The organism is Planococcus maritimus (genome assembly GCF_001592825.1).
Taxonomy (GTDB): Bacteria; Bacillota; Bacilli; order Bacillales_A; family Planococcaceae; genus Planococcus; species Planococcus maritimus_C.
Genome location: NZ_LTZG01000032.1, coordinates 103,768 through 123,869, shown reverse-complemented (window position 1 = coordinate 123,869; position 20,102 = coordinate 103,768). Strand labels below are relative to the sequence as shown.

At 48.9% G+C, this 20,102-nt stretch carries 22 protein-coding genes; 14 read left to right on the top strand and 8 right to left on the bottom strand.

Annotation, left to right across the window (positions count from 1 at the left end; all coding sequences use genetic code 11):
- The first annotated feature begins 5 nt into the window (after positions 1-5).
- From AY633_RS12905 to AY633_RS12895, 3 genes are all read left to right on the top strand, one after another.
- Entirely contained in the window at positions 6-815 is an 810-nt protein-coding gene (locus AY633_RS12905) for an SDR family oxidoreductase (RefSeq protein ID WP_068488707.1), read from the top strand.
- Positions 816-899: 84 nt separating this feature from the next.
- The gene (locus tag AY633_RS12900) at positions 900-1,994 is read left to right on the top strand and encodes an MBL fold metallo-hydrolase (RefSeq protein ID WP_068488706.1); all 1,095 of its coding nucleotides are present in this window, start codon (positions 900-902) and stop codon (positions 1,992-1,994) included.
- 4 nt (positions 1,995-1,998) lie between these two features.
- Entirely contained in the window at positions 1,999-2,262 is a 264-nt protein-coding gene (locus AY633_RS12895) for a DUF3006 domain-containing protein (RefSeq protein WP_068488705.1), read from the top strand.
- A 42-nt stretch (positions 2,263-2,304) separates the two neighbouring features.
- Here the strand turns inward: AY633_RS12895 and AY633_RS12890 are convergent, their stop codons facing one another.
- From AY633_RS12890 to AY633_RS12880, 3 genes are all read right to left on the bottom strand, one after another.
- Positions 2,305-2,595, bottom strand: coding sequence for a DUF3219 family protein (locus AY633_RS12890; RefSeq protein WP_068488704.1), 291 nt, complete (start codon positions 2,593-2,595; stop codon positions 2,305-2,307).
- Between the two features lie 100 nt (positions 2,596-2,695).
- A complete protein-coding gene (locus AY633_RS12885) occupies positions 2,696-3,781 on the bottom strand; it encodes a YkvI family membrane protein (protein ID WP_068488703.1) in 1,086 nt (361 codons plus the stop codon).
- Positions 3,782-4,015: 234 nt separating this feature from the next.
- The gene (locus AY633_RS12880) at positions 4,016-4,342 is read right to left on the bottom strand and encodes a general stress protein (RefSeq protein WP_068460052.1); all 327 of its coding nucleotides are present in this window, start codon (positions 4,340-4,342) and stop codon (positions 4,016-4,018) included.
- A 115-nt stretch (positions 4,343-4,457) separates the two neighbouring features.
- Between AY633_RS12880 and AY633_RS12875 the strand changes: the two genes are divergently transcribed.
- From AY633_RS12875 to AY633_RS12860, 4 genes are all read left to right on the top strand, one after another.
- Positions 4,458-5,192, top strand: a complete 735-nt coding sequence (locus tag AY633_RS12875; protein ID WP_068488702.1) for an MBL fold metallo-hydrolase — start codon at positions 4,458-4,460, stop codon at positions 5,190-5,192.
- 77 nt (positions 5,193-5,269) lie between these two features.
- On the top strand, positions 5,270-6,289 hold the full coding sequence (locus AY633_RS12870) for an LLM class flavin-dependent oxidoreductase (RefSeq protein WP_068488701.1): 1,020 nt from the start codon (positions 5,270-5,272) through the stop codon (positions 6,287-6,289).
- A gap of 84 nt (positions 6,290-6,373) precedes the next feature.
- On the top strand, positions 6,374-6,652 hold the full coding sequence (locus tag AY633_RS12865; RefSeq protein WP_068488700.1) for a hypothetical protein: 279 nt from the start codon (positions 6,374-6,376) through the stop codon (positions 6,650-6,652).
- A 72-nt stretch (positions 6,653-6,724) separates the two neighbouring features.
- Positions 6,725-8,014 carry a purine/pyrimidine permease gene (locus tag AY633_RS12860; protein WP_068488699.1) on the top strand — a complete coding sequence of 430 codons (1,290 nt, stop codon included), beginning with the start codon at positions 6,725-6,727 and terminating at the stop codon, positions 8,012-8,014.
- 42 nt (positions 8,015-8,056) lie between these two features.
- Here the strand turns inward: AY633_RS12860 and pepF are convergent, their stop codons facing one another.
- Positions 8,057-9,874 (bottom strand): oligoendopeptidase F, encoded by a 1,818-nt coding sequence (gene pepF / locus AY633_RS12855; RefSeq protein WP_068488698.1) that lies wholly within the window; start codon positions 9,872-9,874, stop codon positions 8,057-8,059.
- Positions 9,875-10,536: 662 nt separating this feature from the next.
- Here pepF and AY633_RS12850 point away from each other — a divergent pair.
- The 3 genes from AY633_RS12850 to AY633_RS12840 all read left to right on the top strand — a co-directional run bounded on the left by AY633_RS12850 (position 10,537) and on the right by AY633_RS12840 (position 12,435).
- The gene (locus tag AY633_RS12850; RefSeq protein ID WP_068488697.1) at positions 10,537-11,016 is read left to right on the top strand and encodes a PaaI family thioesterase; all 480 of its coding nucleotides are present in this window, start codon (positions 10,537-10,539) and stop codon (positions 11,014-11,016) included.
- Between the two features lie 128 nt (positions 11,017-11,144).
- Entirely contained in the window at positions 11,145-12,098 is a 954-nt protein-coding gene (locus AY633_RS12845; protein ID WP_068488696.1) for an ATP-grasp domain-containing protein, read from the top strand.
- A 136-nt stretch (positions 12,099-12,234) separates the two neighbouring features.
- A complete protein-coding gene (locus AY633_RS12840) occupies positions 12,235-12,435 on the top strand; it encodes a hypothetical protein (RefSeq protein WP_068488695.1) in 201 nt (66 codons plus the stop codon).
- A 1-nt stretch (position 12,436) separates the two neighbouring features.
- On the opposite strand, the gene AY633_RS12835 is transcribed toward AY633_RS12840, so the two are convergent.
- Entirely contained in the window at positions 12,437-12,736 is a 300-nt protein-coding gene (locus AY633_RS12835; protein ID WP_068488845.1) for a hypothetical protein, read from the bottom strand.
- A 128-nt stretch (positions 12,737-12,864) separates the two neighbouring features.
- On the opposite strand from AY633_RS12835, the gene AY633_RS12830 reads away from it, so the two are divergent.
- A complete protein-coding gene (locus tag AY633_RS12830; RefSeq protein ID WP_068488694.1) occupies positions 12,865-13,542 on the top strand; it encodes a hypothetical protein in 678 nt (225 codons plus the stop codon).
- Positions 13,543-13,603: 61 nt separating this feature from the next.
- Here the strand turns inward: AY633_RS12830 and AY633_RS12825 are convergent, their stop codons facing one another.
- On the bottom strand, positions 13,604-13,879 hold the full coding sequence (locus AY633_RS12825) for a GNAT family N-acetyltransferase (RefSeq protein WP_257785575.1): 276 nt from the start codon (positions 13,877-13,879) through the stop codon (positions 13,604-13,606).
- A gap of 94 nt (positions 13,880-13,973) precedes the next feature.
- Here AY633_RS12825 and AY633_RS12820 point away from each other — a divergent pair, with 94 nt between their 5' ends.
- The gene (locus tag AY633_RS12820) at positions 13,974-14,906 is read left to right on the top strand and encodes a catalase family peroxidase (protein ID WP_068488693.1); all 933 of its coding nucleotides are present in this window, start codon (positions 13,974-13,976) and stop codon (positions 14,904-14,906) included.
- Positions 14,907-14,979: 73 nt separating this feature from the next.
- Here the strand turns inward: AY633_RS12820 and AY633_RS12815 are convergent, their stop codons facing one another.
- Positions 14,980-16,470 carry a glycine betaine uptake BCCT transporter gene (locus tag AY633_RS12815; RefSeq protein WP_068488692.1) on the bottom strand — a complete coding sequence of 497 codons (1,491 nt, stop codon included), beginning with the start codon at positions 16,468-16,470 and terminating at the stop codon, positions 14,980-14,982.
- 156 nt (positions 16,471-16,626) lie between these two features.
- Complete coding sequence (locus AY633_RS12810; protein WP_068488691.1) at positions 16,627-17,190, bottom strand: SLOG family protein; 564 nt, start codon at positions 17,188-17,190, stop codon at positions 16,627-16,629.
- A gap of 317 nt (positions 17,191-17,507) precedes the next feature.
- On the opposite strand from AY633_RS12810, the gene AY633_RS12805 reads away from it, so the two are divergent.
- Both AY633_RS12805 and AY633_RS12800 read left to right on the top strand, forming a co-directional pair.
- Positions 17,508-18,281 (top strand): SDR family oxidoreductase, encoded by a 774-nt coding sequence (locus tag AY633_RS12805; protein WP_068488690.1) that lies wholly within the window; start codon positions 17,508-17,510, stop codon positions 18,279-18,281.
- Between the two features lie 48 nt (positions 18,282-18,329).
- Entirely contained in the window at positions 18,330-20,093 is a 1,764-nt protein-coding gene (locus tag AY633_RS12800) for an acyl-CoA dehydrogenase family protein (protein WP_068488689.1), read from the top strand.
- Positions 20,094-20,102 lie beyond the last annotated feature (9 nt).

Sequence of the window (20,102 nt, the reverse complement as noted above, 5' to 3'; positions counted from 1 at the left end):
TAGTCATGGGACAAGCAAGTTTTGACAATACTGATTTGATTGATTATAAAGCGAGCGGTGCTCTAGAAGGCAAAGTGGCGATCGTCACTGGTGCGAGCAGCGGGATCGGCCAAGCGGTCGCAATTGCCTATGCAAAAGAAGGCGCGTGTGTCGTCATTGGTTATCTCGATGACGAAGAAGGCGCAGACAAAACCTTGAGTATCATCCAATCTTACGGCGGCGAGGCACGGGCTCTTGCTGGCGACCTTGGCCAGTCCGAGAATTGCGATGCGCTCGTGAAGTATGCGCTTGAGGAGTTTGGTGCGGTGGATATTGTCGTCAACAATGCAGGATTTCAATACCCGCAAACTTCGCCGCTCGATATCAGTGATGAACAAATGCTGAAAACTTTCGAGATCAAAGCTTTCGCCATGTTTTACTTGGTACGTGCGGCTTTGCCGCATTTGAAAAAGGGATCACGTATCATCAATACCGCTTCCATCAATGCTTACCGGGGCCATTCCGATTTGATTGATTATTCCGGAGCTAACGGGGCGATGGTGGCGATGACCCGTTCTTTGGCCAGACGTCTCGTCCGGGAAGAAATTGCGGTTAATGGCATTGCGCCAGGCCCGATTTGGACGCCGCTCATCCCAAAAACTTTCGGCGATTTAAACCCGGACGTTGGCAGTGATTTTGGAGAAGATGTGCCGGCAGGGCGGCCGGGGCAGCCATACGAACTCGTAAAAGCTTACGTGTTCTTGGCGGATCCCCAGAATTCCTATATGACCGGGCAATTTCTGCATATGAACGGCGGCGACTATATGTCGACTTGAAAGCACGGGTCCCCCCGTGCTTTTTTGTGTGGAATTTCCGCGTTTTTTGAGGCTGTGGTAAAATTCGGGTAAGAGGTGGAAAACATGAAAAAGATATTGTGGCTCACTGTTTTGTTGATGGGGCTGACGGGCTGTGTGCCGCTCGGTGAACCGGCTAACCCGAAACCACAAGATCCAGTGCAGCCGGAACAGGGCGCCGATATCGATGCAATGAGCGGGCTTACCGTCCATTACATCGATGTCGGTCAAGGTTCTGCTGCATATTTGGAATGGGACGGCTATTCCATGCTGATCGATGCTGGAGATTGGAATGCGAGTGACACGCTGGCGTATTTGGATCAGCTGGAAGTGGAAACGATCGATATCGTTGTTGGAACCCACCCAGACGCTGACCATATTGGCCAATTGGCGCGAGTTATCGAGAATTACGAAGTTGGGGAAGTGTGGATGTCAGGAAATCCGAGTTCTTCCAATACGTTTATTCGAACACTAGAAGCAGTAGAAGAAGCGGAAATTCCATATGAAGAGCCGCGTCGTGGCGATGAATACGAGATCGGTTCGTTGAACATCATCGTGCTTCATCCAGAACAACTGAGCGGCGACACGAATGGTGATTCACTATCGTTTCATATCCGTTACGGAGAGACCGCGTTCATTTTTACAGGGGATGCGGATATCCAGGCAGAACGGGAAATGGTCGAGAGCGGCTTGCCGCTTGAAGCAGATGTCTTGTTGATGGGCCATCACGGCTCGAATACATCGACAAGCCGTGAATTTTTGCAGGCTGTCGCACCTGATGTGGCCATTTACAGTGCCGGACTTGATAATCCTTATGGCCATCCGTATGCAGAAGTGCTGGCAACTGTAGAAAATGAAGGAGCGGACGTCTATGGTACCGACGTCAATGGCACCATCATCGTTGAAACGGACGGCCACGAATACAGCGTCGAGACAGAACGGGAAGGCGTCGCTAAAGAAGGCGGCAATCGGTGTATAGACATCAACGGGGCGTCTACTGCAGAACTCTCGGAGCTGCGTGGTATCGGGGAAACGCTAGCGAAAGAAATTGTCGATGAGCGGCCTTTTGACACGCTGGATGAACTCACGCGCGTTAATGGCATCGGGGCAGGAAAGCTCGCTGGATTGAAAGAACAAGGATTAGCTTGTATAGGGGAGTGAGCAGATGAGAGGGGTATTGGATCGTTTTGAAGATGGCGGTGTGGCCGTCATTATCGCAGAACAAGCCGGACGCGAATTCCGTGTGCCGCTTCGCTATTTGCCGGAAGGCAGCAGGCAGGGCATGTGGTTTACGCTGAGTATCGAAGCGGGACAAGTTGTAGACATCGAAGCGGATCTTAGGCAGACAGCTGAACGTACCGATAAAGCCGAACAGCTGATGGCGCGATTGCGCAGGAAAAGCACAGGAAGCCGGTTTAAGCGCAAATGAAAAGCGTAGGGAGATTGCTCTCCCTACGCTTTTTTGGTCAGTTTATGCTGAAGCGATTTCGGTCAGTTCTAGGTGATAGTCTGCGACTTTATTGCCTTCATAAAGATTGGTGGTGTCGGTAAAGTAATTGGAGATAGCAGCGTCGAATTCCTGGCCGTTCGCCGGTAAGTTCACACGGAAATTCATCTCATAAAGCAAGACGGCAATGTCGTGATAAGCGTCGCTTGTCACTTTGAAGTCGCAGGAAATCTGTCTACGGCCATCCTTCAGGTGTTGCAGTTCAAGCCGCTCTGTTTCAATTTGGCGTCCATTCAATTGAATAATTTCACTCATGGTCTATTCCTCCGTTTCGTTTGTAGCAAGTTTACGGGCATCCTGATGCGCCTATTTTAACAATACCGCAACGTTACCACGAAAAAACACCAAAGCACATTTATGTGCTTTGGTGTGGGATGTTTTCAGTACGGACCACTTCTTTTTTTGCTTTCCGGAGATTATTGTAAATCAATGCGCCGACTAAGAACAATCCAAGGTACCCGACAACCGGGTAGAACCAGCTGACAAGTTCTGTGAACCCGACAAAGCTGAGGATGTAAGCGACGACTCCGACGATAATGACGAACAGGCGGAATTTCGCGGTTCCCATTTCGACAAACCGTGCGGAAAACGAAAACAACATGCTAACGCCCGTGTTGTAGATCATGCCGAATAAGATGACGGACATGAACACGCCGAGTACAGGCGATAAGTCGTCTGCAATTTGCAGCATCGGCATTTCGGCGGTGCCGACCACATCGACTTTGGAGAAAATAGCCAAATGGCTTAAGATAATCAAGACACCAAGCCCCAGTCCGCCGATTAATCCACCGCGTGCGGCAATTTTTTCATTTTTTTCGGTTCCGCCCATGACGATCGCCATCGACGCGCCGACCGCGATGTTGAAGGATACGTAGTTGATAGCCGACAGCCACCAATTGGCGACTGCAGACTCTTGCTCCTTGGCGATGGATTCAAGCGCTGAAAACGAACTGTCCATAGTGATCAAACTATAGGCAGCTAATGCGATTACCGAAAGAATTAAGAATGGCGTGATGCTGCCGATGATGTTGATGACTTTTTGAACGTTCAGCATGATCGTCAAAATGATCAAGACTGCCATGACGGTGCTGCCAAGAGTAGCCGACCAGCCGAATTGCTGGGAGAAAATCGAACCGGCCCCGGCGATCATAACGACTCCGACACCAAATAAGGTCAAGATGATGATCCAATCGACAATGGTACCAATCAACCGGCCGCTAATGCCGAAAATCGCTTCTTTATGGGAAGTGGTGCGCATGCGGCTGCCGAGACGCGTTAAGCTCATGCCGAGATAGGCAAACAGGACGGTAGCGATTAAGGCTGCTACAGTACCCATGATGCCAAAACTAGTGAAATATTGGAGAATTTCCTGGCCGGAAGCGAAACCGGCACCGACAATGATCCCGATAAAGGCGCTCCCCATTTTGATACTTTTAAACATCTTTCTCCCCCTCATTAAGCGTGCAAATTTACTTATTTGAAAATTAACCTTTTTCAAATATAGCAAAATTAAAGCGTTTTCACAAATCACACTTAAAAAACAAGAGTATTTTACTAGTATTTATAGAAGGTTTATATACCTAAATAGTATTCATAACATAATATTAGTCAGAAATCTCTATTTAAAATTGGCACAAAAAACCCCTCGCAGCTACCCGCTGCGAGGGGTTGATGATCAATGATCTTTATTGGCGACAATGACCAATTTCCCGGTATCGAGCACTTCTTCGTACTCATCCGCTTCTTCCTTAGTGAGGCCGGCTGCATGCAGTTTCGCGCGCAGTTCATCGCCTCGTGAAGAAGTCATGTTTTTCATGCTGTCGAGGAAACCTTGTTCTTTCATGCCGACTGCTTCTGTGTCGAGTGCTTTTGTGATGTCTTTTGTCCGTTTTGGGTCATGGGCGAAAATGTAGATATCGTCATGGGTGAACCCTTGCGACTCAAGTTTTTCGATTTCTGCTTTTGCCTGTACTGCGTTTTCAACTGATAATTTAATTACCAAAACGAATCCCTCCAGTATTTTCTTCTTACTTCCTATATACCACATGGAAAAACTCTTAAACTATGTGAAATGCGCTGAAATGATATACTGGAGAAAAACTGGAAGGGTGAGGAGCATGAAGATTACACCAATTGGGATTTGGGGCGGCTACCCAAATAAAAACGAAGCCACTTGCGCTTATCTGATCGAACAAAACGGCTATCGTTGCCTTCTTGACTGCGGCAGTGGGGTGGTCGCGGCGGTCCAGAATTACACAGAGTTGAAAGATATCGATGCCGTCATTATCAGTCATTATCATCCGGACCATGTGGCGGATATTGGCGTCTTGCAGCATGCTGCGATGGTCGGCATGCAATTGAAAGAATGGAACGTGCCCTTGCCGATCTATGCGCATGACCGAGACGCGCAAGGCTTCGCTCAGTTGTCGTATAAAGGCGTGACGGAAGGGCGGGCGATTCATGTAGATGACAGCTTAGCGTTGGGTCCGTTTCAAGTGACATTCTGTGAAACGGATCATCCGGTTTACTGCCTGGCAATGCGTTTTACAAATGGAGAACAATCAGCAGTCTTTACGGCGGATACGGCGTGGAAAGACGAACTCGTGCCATTCGCTGAATCAGCGGATCTGCTTGTTGCAGAGTCGAACCTGTACGAAAAATACCTCGGCATCATCCAAGGGCATATGAGTGGCAGCCAAGCTGGAAAACTCGCAGCACAATCTTCAGCCAAGCAGCTCTTGTTGACTCATTTGCCGCAGTACGGGGAGTTATCCGAAATTCTCGAGGAAGCGAAAAAAACCTATAGCGGCAATGTCGCATTCGCTGAAATCGGCAAAAGCTATCAATTATAGCTAAGGCAGATAGTTTGAGTTTGAAGGAATTTCCTCCTATCCTTATATCATCCGATTGGATGAAAGGAAGTTGACAGATGACACAACAAACACAAGAGCTTGCGGTTTCCATCCTGGACCTTGTACCAGTACGCCAAGGCTATCCGATGGGGCAAGCATTCGAAGATATGAAAAACCTCGCACGCCATGCCGAGCAGTTCGGCTATAAACGGTTCTGGTTGTCCGAGCATCACAATACACCAACGCTCGCAAGTTCTGCGACGTCAATTCTCATTGCCAAAGTGCTTGAAGCGACACAAACAATCGAAGTCGGTTCCGGTGGCATCATGCTGCCGAACCATACGCCGCTCGTCGTCGCCGAACAATTCGGCACACTCGAAACGATGCATCCGGGACGCGTCAACTTAGGACTTGGCCGCGCGCCGGGCACCGATATGCAAACCGCTCGTGCTCTTCGCCGGACGACACAGGAAACTGCGTTTCAATTTCCTGAAGATGTCGAAGAATTGCAGCGCTATTTAGGTCCGCTTGAAGCGCAGGAATCCGTGAAAGCTTATCCGGGCGTCGACACGGAAGTTCCGTTATTCATCCTTGGCTCGAGTACCTCAAGTGCGGTGCTCGCGGCAAAACTTGGCTTGCCATATGCGTTTGCGGCACATTTCGCACCTCAACAGCTGGAGTCGGCAGTGGCCATCTACCGCAGTCGCTTCGAGCCTTCTGAATCATTGGCCGAGCCGTATGTTATTGCTTGCGTCAATGTGGTCGGCGCCGACAGTGCAGAAGAAGCGGAGCGGCTTTCGACATCGAGTGACCAGTTTTACTTGAACGTTGTCCGCGGCACGAAAAATCCATTGATGCCGCCTGTCGAGACGATGGATGGCCGTTGGAGCTATGCAGAAGAAGCGATGGTCAGATCGATGGGACGCTATACCTTCAAAGGGAATGCTGAGCAATTGGGCGAACAAATCGGCCGCTTTGCCGGCTCACTGGCGATTGATGAATTGATGGCTGTCTCCTATATCTACGACCAAGACAAGCGAGTGCGTTCATACGAAATCCTGAAAGATGCGGTATCGCACGCTGTCCGATTGCCATGAAATGTTCACCTTACAAGCGTCAATAACCGCTTCACTTCATGTATAATACAATGGAAACTTGAAGTTTAAAGGTGGTAGTCATTTATGGATTTTCTCTATTTTCCTGAAGATAAATCAGAATATATTCCGGGAATCATCTCGGTCGTCATCATTTTCATCTTGTCGATCCTGATCGTCCGTTTGTTGACGAAAGCGTCGCGCAAGCAAGTCAAGAAGTTGAATGAGCAAGGATACCCGGTGATTTATGACCGCGGCGAGATGCAGAAAGATTCCGATGAATCAGCACCGACAAAACAACAAGCAAATCCGGATGCATCGGAGGAGCCACAACATACAAATGGCTCGCCAACGAAAAAGCCCTGACGTTTCAGGGCCTTTTTCTATTTTGTAGGACGTGTATACTGGAACAATACTTTAAATGAAAAGAGTTGCCTCATGACAAAAAATTTAGCGGGCGGCTTTCAATGGGCGATTTTCCTGATCGCATCCTCCATTGCAGCCCCCATCGCCATCGCAAACATTTTCGGCATGGACACAGCCGATACTGCGCTATTCTTACAGCGCACCATTTTCGTCCTCGGCATCGCCTGCCTGATCCAGGCCTTCGTCGGTCACCGCTTACCCATCAATGAAGGGCCAGCCGGATTGTGGTGGGGCGTGTTTATCGTCTATGCTGGCCTTGTCGGCGTGTTGTATTCAACCGCTGAGGAATCCTTGCAAGTGCTGCAAAGCGGCTTGTTCTATAGCGGTATTTTATTTATTGTTTTTGCCGTGACAGGCATAGTGGACAAGCTAAAACAGTTTTTCACTCCAACCGTCACCTTTATCTATTTGCTGTTGCTGGTATTGCAAATCAGTGAATCGATCATGAAAGGCTTGTTCGGCATTTCATCGGAAGGGGAGTTAATGGACGTTAAGGTACTGCTGGCAGCAGTTGCCGTCATTTTGATTACGTTCTATTTCATGTTCCATCGCTCCGCGTTCATCAGCCGTTATTCCGTGCTCTTGTCCATCGCTTTTGGTTGGCTATTGTTTTGGGCAATCGGCAAAGCGCCAAGTATTCCAAAGGCTGAGGGGGCATTGTTGACGTTCCCGGAAATGTTGGTCTTTGGCCCGCTCGTCTTTGACGGTGGGATGCTTGTCACGACCTTATTCCTGACTGTCTTGCTCATCGCCAATATGATGGCTTCGGTCCGCGTTATGGAAAGCTTGCTGAAAAACGCCTTTTCCATCCAAGCAGAAGACCGCATGAAACAGGCATCGGTCGCTTCAGGATTGAACCATTTGCTCGCGGGGCTGTTTTCTTCTGTTGGCCCTGTGCCGATTTCTGGCGCTGCCGGATTCGTTAGTGCGACCAGAACACCAGGCATCCGCCCGTTCATCTTCGGTGGGGTTATTGTGGCCGGCATCAGTTTGTTTCCACAATTAATGGCCGTGCTCGCCTCTTTGCCGGCACCGGTCGCGTATGCTGTCATTTTTGCGATTTTCTCTAAAATGGTCGAGATGGCGTTTAACGAATTGGAAGAAGAGCCTAACCGCAAGCGATCTTATAAAGTGGCCGCATTTGGACTTATGACAGGTGTGGGCTTAATGTTCATCCCGACAGAAAGTATGGCTGGCTTGCCATCCGCTGTTGCTGCCATTTTATCGAATGGCTTGATTTCAGGGACCATTATCGCCATTATTCTCGAACAATTAATGATGCGCGTCGTACGGGTAAAATAAAAACAGGCGGCATAAAGGAGTTTCCTTTATGCCGCCTATTTTTTATACTTTTTGTTGTTCGATTTCTTCAGTTAAACGTTCCATTTCGTCGATCAATTCACCGATATAAGCGATGGTGTCGCGCAGTGGCTGTTCGGTCGTGATGTCGACCCCTGCCATTTTGGATAATTCCACAGGGGTTTTTGTGCCGCCTGCGTTCAAGACATCGATCCATTCGTCGACGGCGGGCTGGCCTTCTGACAAGATCCGCTTTGATACTTGCGTGGAGATCGTCAGCCCAGCGCTATAAGTATATGGATAAAGCCCCATGTAATAATGCGGCTGGCGCATCCACGTCAATTCCGCACCTTCTGTGACTTCCACATCGTCGCCCCAGAATTCTTCGAGCACGCCGCGTTTCAGCGCATTGAGCACGCCGGCATTGACGTTTTCTCCTGCATCAACTTTTTTATACACTTCGCGCTGATAAGCTGCTTCGAGCAAATGAGTGACAAAGTTATGGTAATAAGTTCTGGCGACGATCGATGAAATGACCCAGCGTTTGAATTTCGGGTCTTCGGAATTCTTCAGCAAATGATTGGCTACCAGCATTTCGTTCATTGTCGAAGGCGCCTCGATAAAGTACAGAGACGGGCGGGCGTTAAAGAGATTTCGTTCACGGTTGGCGTGATAGAAATGCCCCGCGTGGCCCAGTTCGTGCGCTAGCACAAACACTTCGTTCATGCGGCCGGTCCAGGAAATAAGGATATATGGATGGTCGCCGTAAGGGCTTGCACAAAATGCGCCTGTCGATTTGCCTTTATTTTGGGCAAAATCGATCCAGCGTTCATTGTACGAGCGTTCCACCATATCCAAATAATCGGTTCCCATAATGCCGAGCGCTTCGTTAATGTATTGTTTGGATTCCTCGACCGTAATTTCCGGATCGTATTCCGGGTCCAGGGAAATCTTCAAATCGGCAAAGGTCATTTTATCCAAGCCATGCGTTTTTTGCAGCAAACGTGCGTATTTGCGCATATGCGGCGCGAGTTCCGTTTGAATCAAATCGATTTGACGGTCGTAAAGCGTCCGGTCGACTTCTTGATTAGATAGCAGATATTCGAAGATATCGCTATAACCGCGCAAATCGGCTGTCGTTTTTTCAGTCTGCAATTGCATGTCATATGTTTTCGCGGTCGTGTGCTGATAATCGCGCAGCTTATCGGAAAACGCCTTGAATGCGGCGCGCCGCAGTTCGGTATCGGTTTCCGCTTCCCAATCGCCTTCGAATGACACATAGCTAAGGGGATGGGATTTGCCGCCAGCTTCGAAATCAGGAAAGTCCATGTCGACCATTTTGGTTGTATTGTACAGTTCGTACGGCGCCTGGAAAACCGAGGAGTAGGAAGCCAATGCTTTCTCGGCTGCCGGATGCAGTTGATGCGGTTTTTTGCGCAGCAATTTCTTCAGGTAGCCTTCGAATTCCTGCGATTCTGACATGGCTTGTTTCAAGGCTTGTTCGGGTAGTTCCAATAATTCACTCGTGACAAAAGCGAGCCGGCTGCTAATTTTAGCTGAAAATGCGCTGAATTTCCCGGCGCGCATCTGGGCTGCCGCATCGGTTTGGTCGGTGCTGTAGGAGAGGCTGGCATAAGTGCCCGGTGCTACCAATTTCTCAGCAATCTCAAGATACGCTTCAAGGGCTTGGAGGGCTGACTCGGCGTCAGTGATACGGTTTTGGAATTTCTCGGCATAGGCGGCCGTTTCTTGGTCAAGATCCTCTAAGGCGCTGTCGAATGCTTCGGGGCTGGCCATAAGACTCTCTAAATTCCATGTTTCTTCTATTAATACTTCTGAACGTGTCGGTAAACTTTTAACCAATGATTTTCTCTCCCTTTGTATTCCGGATGTCGAACTAATTCTAAGTATAAGGTCCAAACCTAGAAAAGTAAAAAAGTTTTAAAATTAATGAGAAAATTACGAAAAATAGGTTTAAGCCTGAAATGACGGGGTATTCACTTAGTACAAGGCGGAATCACCATCAGAAGACACGAGCGGTTTTTACCGGAATCGCCTTTTGATGAGAATATGCACAGCCTTGGCGGAAGATTTGCTTTACTGGCGATATAGCTCTTGTCGGGAACCAGATGAAAATGGTTCAGCCTAAAGAAGTTTCGTTTTAACAGTAACAGGTAGGTTTTTTGTGTAAGTGCAACTGAACGCCTGGCTGCAAAGTCTATTGATCACTGAGAAGTATATGTGAAAAATCCAAAGACGGCCAGCGCCATTAAACTGCATAGGCGGGAGTTTTGTTTACATCGCCAACATGTACGTTTGTAGAAGAATCGAATTGAATAGAATTTTCCGCGTGCGAAAATCCTCCAGGGACGAAACGGAGGATAAGGTAAGGAAAAGCATGATCCGAGTTTATCGGGTCATGCTTTTTCTATGTCTGCACTTTTTCTGGCATTCAATTGGCAGGCATCTCCCAAACCGATGTGGAATAGAGCAGAGGAAGACTTTTGCAAAGGGAGTGGGAGAGATTGAGTCAAACAGTTGTACATGCAATTCAAGATGAATACGGAAAAGAGTTCGCCTGGTGTTACGGATGTGGTCGTTTGAATGAACATGGGCTGCATCTCCGGACGGGATGGAACGGAGAAGAAACTATCACTTTCTATGAACCGCGAAAAGAGCATACGGCAATACCAGGTTTTGTCTACGGCGGCTTATTGGCATCGCTGGTAGATTGCCACGGAACGGGTTCGGCGTCGCTCGCCCTTCACCGAAAAAATGGCCATGAGCCTGGCAGCGGGGAAGAGCCGCCGCGCTTTGTAACAGGGTCTTTGCATGTCGATTACTTGAAGCCGACGCCTCAAGGGAAAACCTTGAAGGCGATAGGGAAAGTTGAAGAAATCCATCCTAAAAAATTTAAAGTGAATGTGGAAGTATTTGCAGGAGAAGTAAAAGTCGCAAATGGCGAAGTAGTGGCGGTGCTGATGCCGTCGACTTTCACTTCGTAGACTGGGCGCCGGAGCAATCCGGCGCTTTTTTGTGGCTGTGGGTCTTTAAAACCTATAAGGCTTGTAGGGATTAGGGGGATGCGGTATGCTCAATGTATTCAAAGCTCTATTCCTGAGGAGGAACCCGAATGACGGAGAAAGTGTATGTGATTCATGAAAATGAAGAATGGACGGTGCATTTATTGCGGCGCTTAGAAGAGCTCGAGGTGCCGTATGAAAACTGGTTTACCAATACCGGATCGGTCGATTTGACGAAAGAACCGCCTCATGGTGTGTTCTATAATCGCATGAGCGCATCTTCTCATACGAGAGGGCACCGCTTTGCGCCTGAAATGGCTGAAGCGACCATCGCCTGGCTCGAACGCCACGGCCGGCGTGTCGTCAATGGCAGCCGTGCATTACGGCTCGAAGTCAGCAAAGTGAACCAGTATATGGCGCTTGAGGCAGCCGGCATCCAGACGCCGAAAACGATAGCTGTCAGTGGAAAAGAGCAGCTTTTGGCTGCGGCATCCGCTTTCGATGGCGAGTCGTTCATCACAAAGCATAACCGTGCCGGCAAGGGACTAGGCGTCGGCTTGTTTCATTCGCTAGAAGCATTGGAGGAATATGTGCATGGTGATGAGTTCGATGAATCGGTGGACGGCATCACTTTATTGCAACAATACATCCAAGCGCCTGAACCATTTATCACGCGCTGTGAATTTGTCGGCGGAAAGTTCGTCTACGCAGTCCGTGTGGATACATCGGAAGGCTTCGAATTATGCCCAGCCGATGCGTGCCGTCTTGAAGACATTTCATGCCCGGCAGACGGGGCAACAGAGACACGCCCAAAATTTCAAGTCGTCGAAGGCTTCGATGATCCGATCATCGCCAAATACGAACGCTTTCTTAAGGACAACGGCATCGAAGTGGCAGGCATTGAATTTATCCGAAATGCCGAGGGCGAGCTGTTTACTTACGACGTCAACACCAATACGAACTACAATGCCGATGCAGAAGCCGAAATGGGCACTTATGGCATGCTGGAACTGGCAAAGTATCTAGAACGGCAACGGCAAGCCGTTACCACTGTCACAAAATAAAAGAAGAACAGTATAAAAGAACGGCCAAATATCCGGCCGTTCTTTTTGTCGGTCTTATGGGCTAGACGTTTACCTCCCGCCATTCAAGGGAACGGTTGAAAAAAGGGTTTTATTTGCGGAAGGGGGGGAACTCGCGATGGATAAGGAAACTCAGGACGTGGAAGAGCGGACGCCTTCGGAAGTAGAAGATGTGGCGGACGTGGACAGCAAGGAATTAAAAACGGCGTCGAAATTCGATGGCATCTACAGCCGCGTCTCTTCAAACCGTATTGAAAACTTGCGCACGACCCATATCGAAAACAGGGCCAAAGAACTGGCGCGCAAAGGACGCCACTAAGCTACTCCTCGCGCGGCAATTTCTCCATGGCGCTTGCGACTTCAAAGGCCAAATCGTCATTGCCGAATGATTGAAGTACTTCAAGCAAGACGTCGCCGCCGATGTCGTATTCGAAGGCTTCGGTTTCTTCCATTGCGGTTTTCAGCAACTGGTTTTCAGCCTGTGCCGGATAGGCCGCTGTATAAAGCGCAAGCGGATCGACTTTGTGATTGACGCACCATTGCACAAATACACGGACCATCGTTTCTTCGTCTTGCTGGTATTTCTTGATGATGAAATCTTCACGGCTTTCGTATTCCATGCGAGTCACTCCTTTTACAGAATCTTGGGATGTTTTCACAATAGCAGATAAATCAATCGGTTGCATGGACTTCCTGCATGGTTTGCTCTAAAATGGTCCATAGCACTGATAGTATCGGAGGGGAAACAATGAAATTACTTCAAGTTAGAAAAGGACAATTTGTCTACTACAACAACGAATTGCATAAAGTTTATTCCGTCAAGCCACTCGCTAAAAAATCGGTTTTGATGTTCCGCGTCAAGGACATGGAACAAGTGGCAAGCCGCGCTGATGAAGTGTCGCTTTACAAGCCGAAACATATGGATTCGTTCATGTTTTTCGGAGAGCGTTATACTTTGCGTGAAGACGTATCCGCTGAAGAAGGCGGCTACATCCTGATCGCTAAGCCGGACCCAGATTATATGGACCATTATTCCTTGAACGAGTTCGAGAAAATCGAATCAGTTGAAGGCAAGAACGTTATCACGAGCAGACAAAATACGGTCAAATCAAGAGAGTTTTTCGTGATGGTGCCAGGCGAAGAGCAAGGCAGCAACGATATCGCTTATTACGATAAAGGGAAAGTATCGGAAGAGCAGCTTCAGCAAGACGCCCAGCTGGCGGAAGACTTGCGCGACAGAAGCTCGATCCGTCCATCGATCGGTGACGTTTACTTGAACCTGGACAACACAGGAACGGCAATGGTTGTCGCAATTATGGGAGAAGAAGTGACGCTTGGCACAGGCGATAAGCTCACATTCCACGACTTGCATAAAGCGGACAACTGGAGCTATCTCTACAACGTAGCAGACGGCGATTTCCGTTAATAAAACCCGCTTCTCGAAAAAAGACAACTTCATAGTTGTCTTTTTTATTTTGCCTATTCTTTTATTTCACCAGCACATCCTGAAATTCTTCGGTGTCGTCGATGACTTTTTTGGCGTATGGACATTGAGGATCTATTGATTTGCCTTCGTTTCGTGCATGTTCTACCATTTTACCGACCAATTCTTTGCCCATGCCTTGCCCACTAATTTCTGGGGATACTTCAGTATGGTCAACGGTCAGCACATCGCCGTTTTCGACATAGCTGATAAACCCGGCTTCTTCAGAGCCGTCGAACATGGCAATCCGGTTGTCTTGATGTTGAAAGTCCATTCCAATTTCCTCCTTTTTGAAAAAGCATTTTACTCAAAAGGTATTCCCGTTCTGTTCAATAATATGCACAGCGGGTATAAAAGAAAAAAGGAGGGATGGCATGGAGACCAGTTCAAAAGAACAACAGGCGGTCAATCAAATAGAAGAAATCTTTGGCGAGCATGAAGGCTATCGGCGTGCACATGCCAGAGGCGCCGGATATAGAGGGTTATTCGAAGGAAGCGGGGAAGCGGCGGCATTGACCGATGCTGCGCATTTTCAAAATGCCAAGGTGCCCGTGCTTGTGCGCTTTTCCCATTTCTCGCCAGATCCCACGTGGGCGGATGCCATGTCGCCGGTCAAAGGCCTGGCGGTTCAATTCCAGCTAGGGCCGGAAGACGTAACGAATATTGTGTCGGTGACATCCCCAGTGTTCTTTACCCGTTCGCCGGAACGCTTCGTCGAGATGCTTAGGGTATCTCGCTCATTTCAAAAAGGGCGACCGAAGTTGGCAGAGCTGGCAGAGTTGCTGACGGATTTTCCGGAAGTGAGGGCGATGTTCTCAAGCATGAAAAAAATGACGGTGCCTGAAAGTTTCGCGACGGGCGTTTATCATTCCATCCATGCCTTTTATTTTGAAAAGGCAGGCAACAAACAAGCCGTCAAATATGTATTCGAGCCGGATGCAGGGGAAGACCGGCGAGCCTTGAAGGATATGAAGGATTTGCCTTTTGGCTATTATGAAGGGGAATTGGCTGAACGTACCTCGCGCAGCCCTGTGTCTTTTCGGTTGTATGCCGTCATCGGTGAAGCGGGCGACCCGACAGATGACCCGACGCGCGATTGGCCAAAAGAGCGTGAACGCGTTTTTCTTGGACGATTGATCATCGACGCGCCTGCTGCTGAAGCCGAACAGGCTCTATACGATCCAACCGTCATGACAAAAGGGGTAATTTGTTCGGAAGACCCGATCCTGAGGTTTCGCCGAGAAGCTTACCGCACTTCCTACGAGAGACGCACAACAGAACAGCAAAAAAGCGGCCCATCAACTTGAGGGCCGCCTTTTTTATGGTTCTTCTAGACAGCCAAAAGCGTAAAAAAACCCGCCTAATATGGCGGGGAGAAGATTATTTTTTGCGCTGCATCAATTGATGTTCCGTATTCAAGGCTTTGAACAGTGCAATGACCATCAGGATCATGACAAACGAGAACGGCAAAGCCGCGATAATGATGGTGTTTTGGACAGCCGTCAAGCCACCGACAGAAAGCAAGATCGCGGCGACGAGTGACTGGGCGATACCCCAAAGAATTTTGATCTGGTTGCTTGGAAGCAGCGAGCCTTTGGTCGATTGCATGCCGAGGACGAATGTCGCCGAGTCAGCGGATGTGATGAAGAACGTGCTGACAAGCAAAATGGCGATAATCGACATAACGATGCCAAGCGGCAATTGGCTGAAGGTCGCAAACAAAGTTTGTTCGGTTGGGAAAGCGGTCAAGTCGATGCCGCTTTTTTGGATATCGATGGCAGTGGTACCGAACGCACCGAACCATAAAGAACCGAAGATCGTCGGAGCCAGGACGACACCAATTAGAAATTCGCGGATCGTCCGGCCTTTAGAGACACGGGCGATGAACATGCTGACAAATGGTGCCCAGGAAATCCACCATGCCCAGTAAAAGATTGTCCAGCCGTCGAGCCAGCTGCGGTTTTCTGCATCAAGCGGCGCAGATTGGAAACTTAGGCTGATCAGGTTTTGAACATAAGCTCCGAAGGTTTCTGTAAACAAGTTCAAAATCAAGATGGTTGGCCCCAGAATGAGGATCAATATCAGCAAGGCGATGGCCAGAACCATATTGGTATTGGACAAATACTTAATTCCTTTGTTCAAGCCCGACCATGCCGAAATGATGAACAATAGCGTGACGACACCGATGATGACCATCTGCACCCAATATTCCTGAGGAGCGCCGAAGAGGTAAGCAAGTCCACCGTTAATTTGAGCAGCACCGAAGCCGAGCGAGGTGGCGACGCCGAAAACAGTGGCAAATACAGCCAGTACGTCGACCAATGTGCCAAGCGGGCCATTCATGCGGTCGCCGAACAAAGGTCTCAAAGTCGTCGAAATCAAAGCCGGCTGTCCTTTACGGAATTGGAAAAATGCCAGGGACAGGGCGACCATGCCGTACATGGCCCAGACGTGAATGCCCCAATGGTAATAAGTGCGCTGCAAAGATTCCTTGAACGCTTCATCAGTGCCAGGTTCAGCTGTTGCTGGCTGGATGGCGAAATGCGATAGTGGTTCGGAAGCGCCGTAGAAGACGAGACCGATGCCCATGCCGGCTGAAAACAGCATAGCGAGCCAGGTGAACGTGGAAAATTCCGGACGGTCCGAGTCGCGGCCGAGACGGATTTTGCCGTAAGGGCTCACCACGATGACGATGACGAAGATTAAGAGAAGCGCCATGATCATCAAGTAATACCAGCCGAAAGCTGCATTGATGTAAGTGCGGATCGTGCCGGTTGCTTGTTCGAAAGCTTCCGGTGCGATAACCCCGAAACTGACAGTTAAAATGACGAGTGCGAATGCGATATAGAAAACTTTGGTTGCTTTATTCATGATTCCTCCTATGATGTTTTTTTAGCATAACTATTAAAGGTATACGAATGCCGCAGAATAGTCAAATGCTTAGCTGATATTAAAAAGCTGCTGCTTAAGATAAAAAATATCAGGATCATAGAAAAATGCTCCGCCTATTCTGCGCGGAGCATCTATTCACCAGCCGTTCCATTCGTTTTGCTGTTCTTCTTCGGCCACAATACGCAAATCGTCGGCGGAGATGAGCAAGATTTCATACTCCTGCTTGTCGGCATAGCGCTCGGCTTCTTGCTTGATGAATTTGGGCGAGCCTTCTGTTTCCTCGTCGTAAATTAGCAGGATGCCGTCGGAATTCCTAAGGAAGAACTTGTTTTTCTCGATAAACTGCCAGGGCGCTTCATAAGGCTTATTCGTCAAGCTGCGGTGGAAGTCGGCTTGGGATAATAGGAATTCGTATTTTTCCTGTTTCGCTTCATTCCAATTTTTCTCCTGGTCTTCAAATGGGGTGAGAATGGCGAAATGCAGCTGTGGAAATTCTTCCTGTAAATCGATGACCACTTCGGCGGCCCAAGTTTCGACGCCAAGCTGACCGCTTAAAATCACCCATTCGAGACCTTCGTCGACTAGTGTGCGCAAGCGGTTTTCGAGCGCTTTCTTGATAAAGCGGACGCCTTCGTGCTTGTCGTCAAATATGCCAAGCTCATGCGGTTTATAGCCGGTGATAACTAAGCGTTTGAGCATATTGTCTCCTCCTTTAGATAAATCGGTGTTATCAGTTTAACGCATTTTCTTCCATTATGGAGAAAACGCGTTTTTTCTTGTCGTTGTCATGAACCGGGAATTCTCCAGCGAAACGGACGATGACCCGCGTATTTCCTGATTGCTGAATGCTAATGAAACCTAATCAACGTGAGTCAATTTGACCCGGGACCTGAGTCAATCGGTCCGGGGTTTTTGGATAGGAAGGCAATTGCAAATTATGGATGAAAACGGTAACATGAAGTTCAAGTATTCTGAACATACAGACTAGCGTGCATATAAGCGGAGGGGGAACTGATATGTCAGTGATGGATTTATTCGATTTAACAGGCAAGACGGCTATCGTAACGGGAGGCGGTCGAGGTCTTGGAGCGCAAATTGCGGAAGGTTTCGCAGAAGCGGGCGCGAACGTGGTTCTGTGTTCGCGCAAAGTGGAAGCGTGCGAGGAAGTGGCAGATAAACTTAAGGCGAAGGGCGTGAAAACCTTGGCGCTGGCATGTGACGTCACCAATCCGCAAGATGTCAAAAACGTCGTTGAAAAAACGCTGGAGGCTTTCGGAACGATCGATATTCTCGTGAATAATTCCGGAGCTTCGTGGGGAGCCTCAGTGTCCGAGATGCCGCTGGAAGCATGGAATAAGGTGATGGCGGTCAATGTTACTGGCACGTTCCTCATGAGCCAGGCGGTGGGAGAAGTGATGATTCAAAAAAACAGCGGCAAGATTATTAATATCGCATCCGTCGCAGGACTCGGAGGAATCGATCCGAAGCTGATGGATGCCATCGGCTACAACACGAGCAAAGGAGCAGTTATCACATTCACAAAAGATTTGGCGGCGAAATGGGGGAGTCATCATATCAACGTCAACGCCATCGCACCTGGATTTTTCCCGACGAAAATGTCGAAAGACGTCATGAAACACGGCGAGGAAGGCTTGCTGGCGAGAACGCCGTTAAATCGTTTTGGGACAGACGAAGACTTGAAAGGCGCTGCGTTATTCCTGGCAGCAAAAGCATCGGATTATGTCACGGGCGACGTCATCATGATCGACGGTGGCATGCACGCCATGTAAACGAAGCAGAGCGCGGTTCACATTTGAACAATAAAGGGGACGGAGACGATGAAAGCTGGAACGAATGCATACCGGGGCGCTGATTTTTTAAAGAAAGCCGCGGGTCCAATCTTTACACCTGAACAGTTTACCGATGAACACAAAATGATCGCGAAAACAGCAAAGCAATTTCTGGAGAAAGAAGTGCATCCGAACAACGAGCGCTTGGAAAGCCAGGATTTCGAACTCGTCCAGGAGCTTTTCCGCAAAGCGGGAGAACTTGGACTGCTTGCACATAGCATCCCGGAAGCATACGGCGGGCTCGGCCTCGATAAAATCAGCAAAGGATTGGTCGGTGAATCGCTCGGCCCAGCCGGCGGATACGGCGTGGCACATTCTAACCATACGTGTATCGCCACTTTGCCGATTACGTATTTCGGCACGCCGGAACAAAAGGCGTATTATTTGCCGAAACTCGCAAGCGGCGAATTTATCGGGGCGTATTGCCTGACAGAACCAGGAGCGGGGTCGGATGCCTTGGCTGCCCAAACGACAGCGGTGCTGAATGAGCAAGGAACGCATTATAAGTTGAATGGGACCAAAATGTACATCACCAATGCCGCTTTTTCCGATACCTTCATTACATATGCAAAAGTCGATGGCAAAGCGTTCACGGCATTTATCGTTGAAAAAAACCATCCCGGCTTATCGCTTGGGCCGGAAGAAAAGAAAATGGGCATCAAAGGCTCATCGACACGCCCCGTCATATTCGAAGATTGTGAAGTGCCAATTGAAAATGTGCTCGGCGAAGTAGGAAAAGGCCATCTTGTAGCGTTGAATGTTTTGAATCTCGGCCGTTTTAACTTGGGATCTGCCTGCATGGGCGCTGCTAAATTTAGCTTATCGCTGGCGCTTGGCTACACACAGGAGCGCCAGCAATTTGGGCGCGCCATCTCCGCGTTTGCGGCGACGAAAGAAAAAGTTACATCGATGGCTGTACGCATTTTTGCGTTGGAATCGCTGCAATACCGGACTGCCGGTTACTTAGAAGATGCGCTCGGGGGATTGTATGATTCACAGGATCACGGATTGATTGCCAAACGAATGATGGAATATGCCACCGAATGTGCCATCTGCAAAGTATATGGTTCCGAGACATTGGATGTTGTTGCGGATGAAAGCTTGCAGTTGTTCGGCGGCTACGGCTATATCCAGGAATACAAAATCGAGCAAATATATAGGGATTCACGCATCAACCGTATTTTTGAAGGAACAAACGAAGTGAATCGCCTGCTCATCCCTGGAAATGCATTAAAAGCTGCGGCAAAAGGCGCCTTTGATTTGGAAGCTGCAGCCACTCAAGCCGTTGATGAAATGCAGACGCCAGAAGTGCCCTATATCGGGACGCTTGCGCGCGAAACGGAAGCGGTGCGGGCGATACGCCGCGTCTTCCTCAGTACGCTTGGTCTTGCCGCTAACTCCTATGGTGCTGCAATTGGAGAGCAGCAAGAAGCACTTTTGAAACTTGCGGATCTAGCCATTGCTTTATACGCCGCTGAATCGGCGGTCGCACGAGCACAACAAATGCTTGAAGAAGACGAGGCCAAAGCGCAGCACAAAGTGGAAATGGCGCAAGTATTCATTGACGATGCGTTGCTCGAGGTCGAAATGATCGCACGTAAGCTCATTCAAGGTCTTACAGAAGGAGAAGAGTTGGCACGCTTTACCCAAATGGTGACCGCAGAACTTAGCCGCCTGCAGCGCGGCGGCACGACGGCAGCGAAACGCCAAGTAGCCGAAACGATTTATCAGGCAGGGCAGTACATCAGTTAAGGGGGAAAA

What these genes read in the sequence shown, in the direction of transcription:
- AY633_RS12820 (WP_068488693.1), top strand. Translation starts at nt 13,974, where the DNA reads ATGGAGACCAGTTCAAAAGAACAACAGGCGGTCAATCAAATAGAAGAA.
- AY633_RS12815 (WP_068488692.1), bottom strand. Translation starts at nt 16,470, where the DNA reads ATGAATAAAGCAACCAAAGTTTTCTATATCGCATTCGCACTCGTCATT.
- AY633_RS12800 (WP_068488689.1), top strand. Translation starts at nt 18,330, where the DNA reads ATGAAAGCTGGAACGAATGCATACCGGGGCGCTGATTTTTTAAAGAAA.
- AY633_RS12905 (WP_068488707.1), top strand. Translation starts at nt 6, where the DNA reads ATGGGACAAGCAAGTTTTGACAATACTGATTTGATTGATTATAAAGCG.
- AY633_RS12885 (WP_068488703.1), bottom strand. Translation starts at nt 3,781, where the DNA reads ATGTTTAAAAGTATCAAAATGGGGAGCGCCTTTATCGGGATCATTGTC.
- AY633_RS12900 (WP_068488706.1), top strand. Translation starts at nt 900, where the DNA reads ATGAAAAAGATATTGTGGCTCACTGTTTTGTTGATGGGGCTGACGGGC.
- AY633_RS12895 (WP_068488705.1), top strand. Translation starts at nt 1,999, where the DNA reads ATGAGAGGGGTATTGGATCGTTTTGAAGATGGCGGTGTGGCCGTCATT.
- AY633_RS12865 (WP_068488700.1), top strand. Translation starts at nt 6,374, where the DNA reads ATGGATTTTCTCTATTTTCCTGAAGATAAATCAGAATATATTCCGGGA.
- AY633_RS12830 (WP_068488694.1), top strand. Translation starts at nt 12,865, where the DNA reads ATGAAATTACTTCAAGTTAGAAAAGGACAATTTGTCTACTACAACAAC.
- AY633_RS12860 (WP_068488699.1), top strand. Translation starts at nt 6,725, where the DNA reads ATGACAAAAAATTTAGCGGGCGGCTTTCAATGGGCGATTTTCCTGATC.
- AY633_RS12845 (WP_068488696.1), top strand. Translation starts at nt 11,145, where the DNA reads ATGACGGAGAAAGTGTATGTGATTCATGAAAATGAAGAATGGACGGTG.
- AY633_RS12810 (WP_068488691.1), bottom strand. Translation starts at nt 17,190, where the DNA reads ATGCTCAAACGCTTAGTTATCACCGGCTATAAACCGCATGAGCTTGGC.
- AY633_RS12835 (WP_068488845.1), bottom strand. Translation starts at nt 12,736, where the DNA reads ATGGAATACGAAAGCCGTGAAGATTTCATCATCAAGAAATACCAGCAA.
- AY633_RS12875 (WP_068488702.1), top strand. Translation starts at nt 4,458, where the DNA reads ATGAAGATTACACCAATTGGGATTTGGGGCGGCTACCCAAATAAAAAC.
- AY633_RS12890 (WP_068488704.1), bottom strand. Translation starts at nt 2,595, where the DNA reads ATGAGTGAAATTATTCAATTGAATGGACGCCAAATTGAAACAGAGCGG.
- AY633_RS12805 (WP_068488690.1), top strand. Translation starts at nt 17,508, where the DNA reads ATGTCAGTGATGGATTTATTCGATTTAACAGGCAAGACGGCTATCGTA.
- AY633_RS12870 (WP_068488701.1), top strand. Translation starts at nt 5,270, where the DNA reads ATGACACAACAAACACAAGAGCTTGCGGTTTCCATCCTGGACCTTGTA.
- AY633_RS12840 (WP_068488695.1), top strand. Translation starts at nt 12,235, where the DNA reads ATGGATAAGGAAACTCAGGACGTGGAAGAGCGGACGCCTTCGGAAGTA.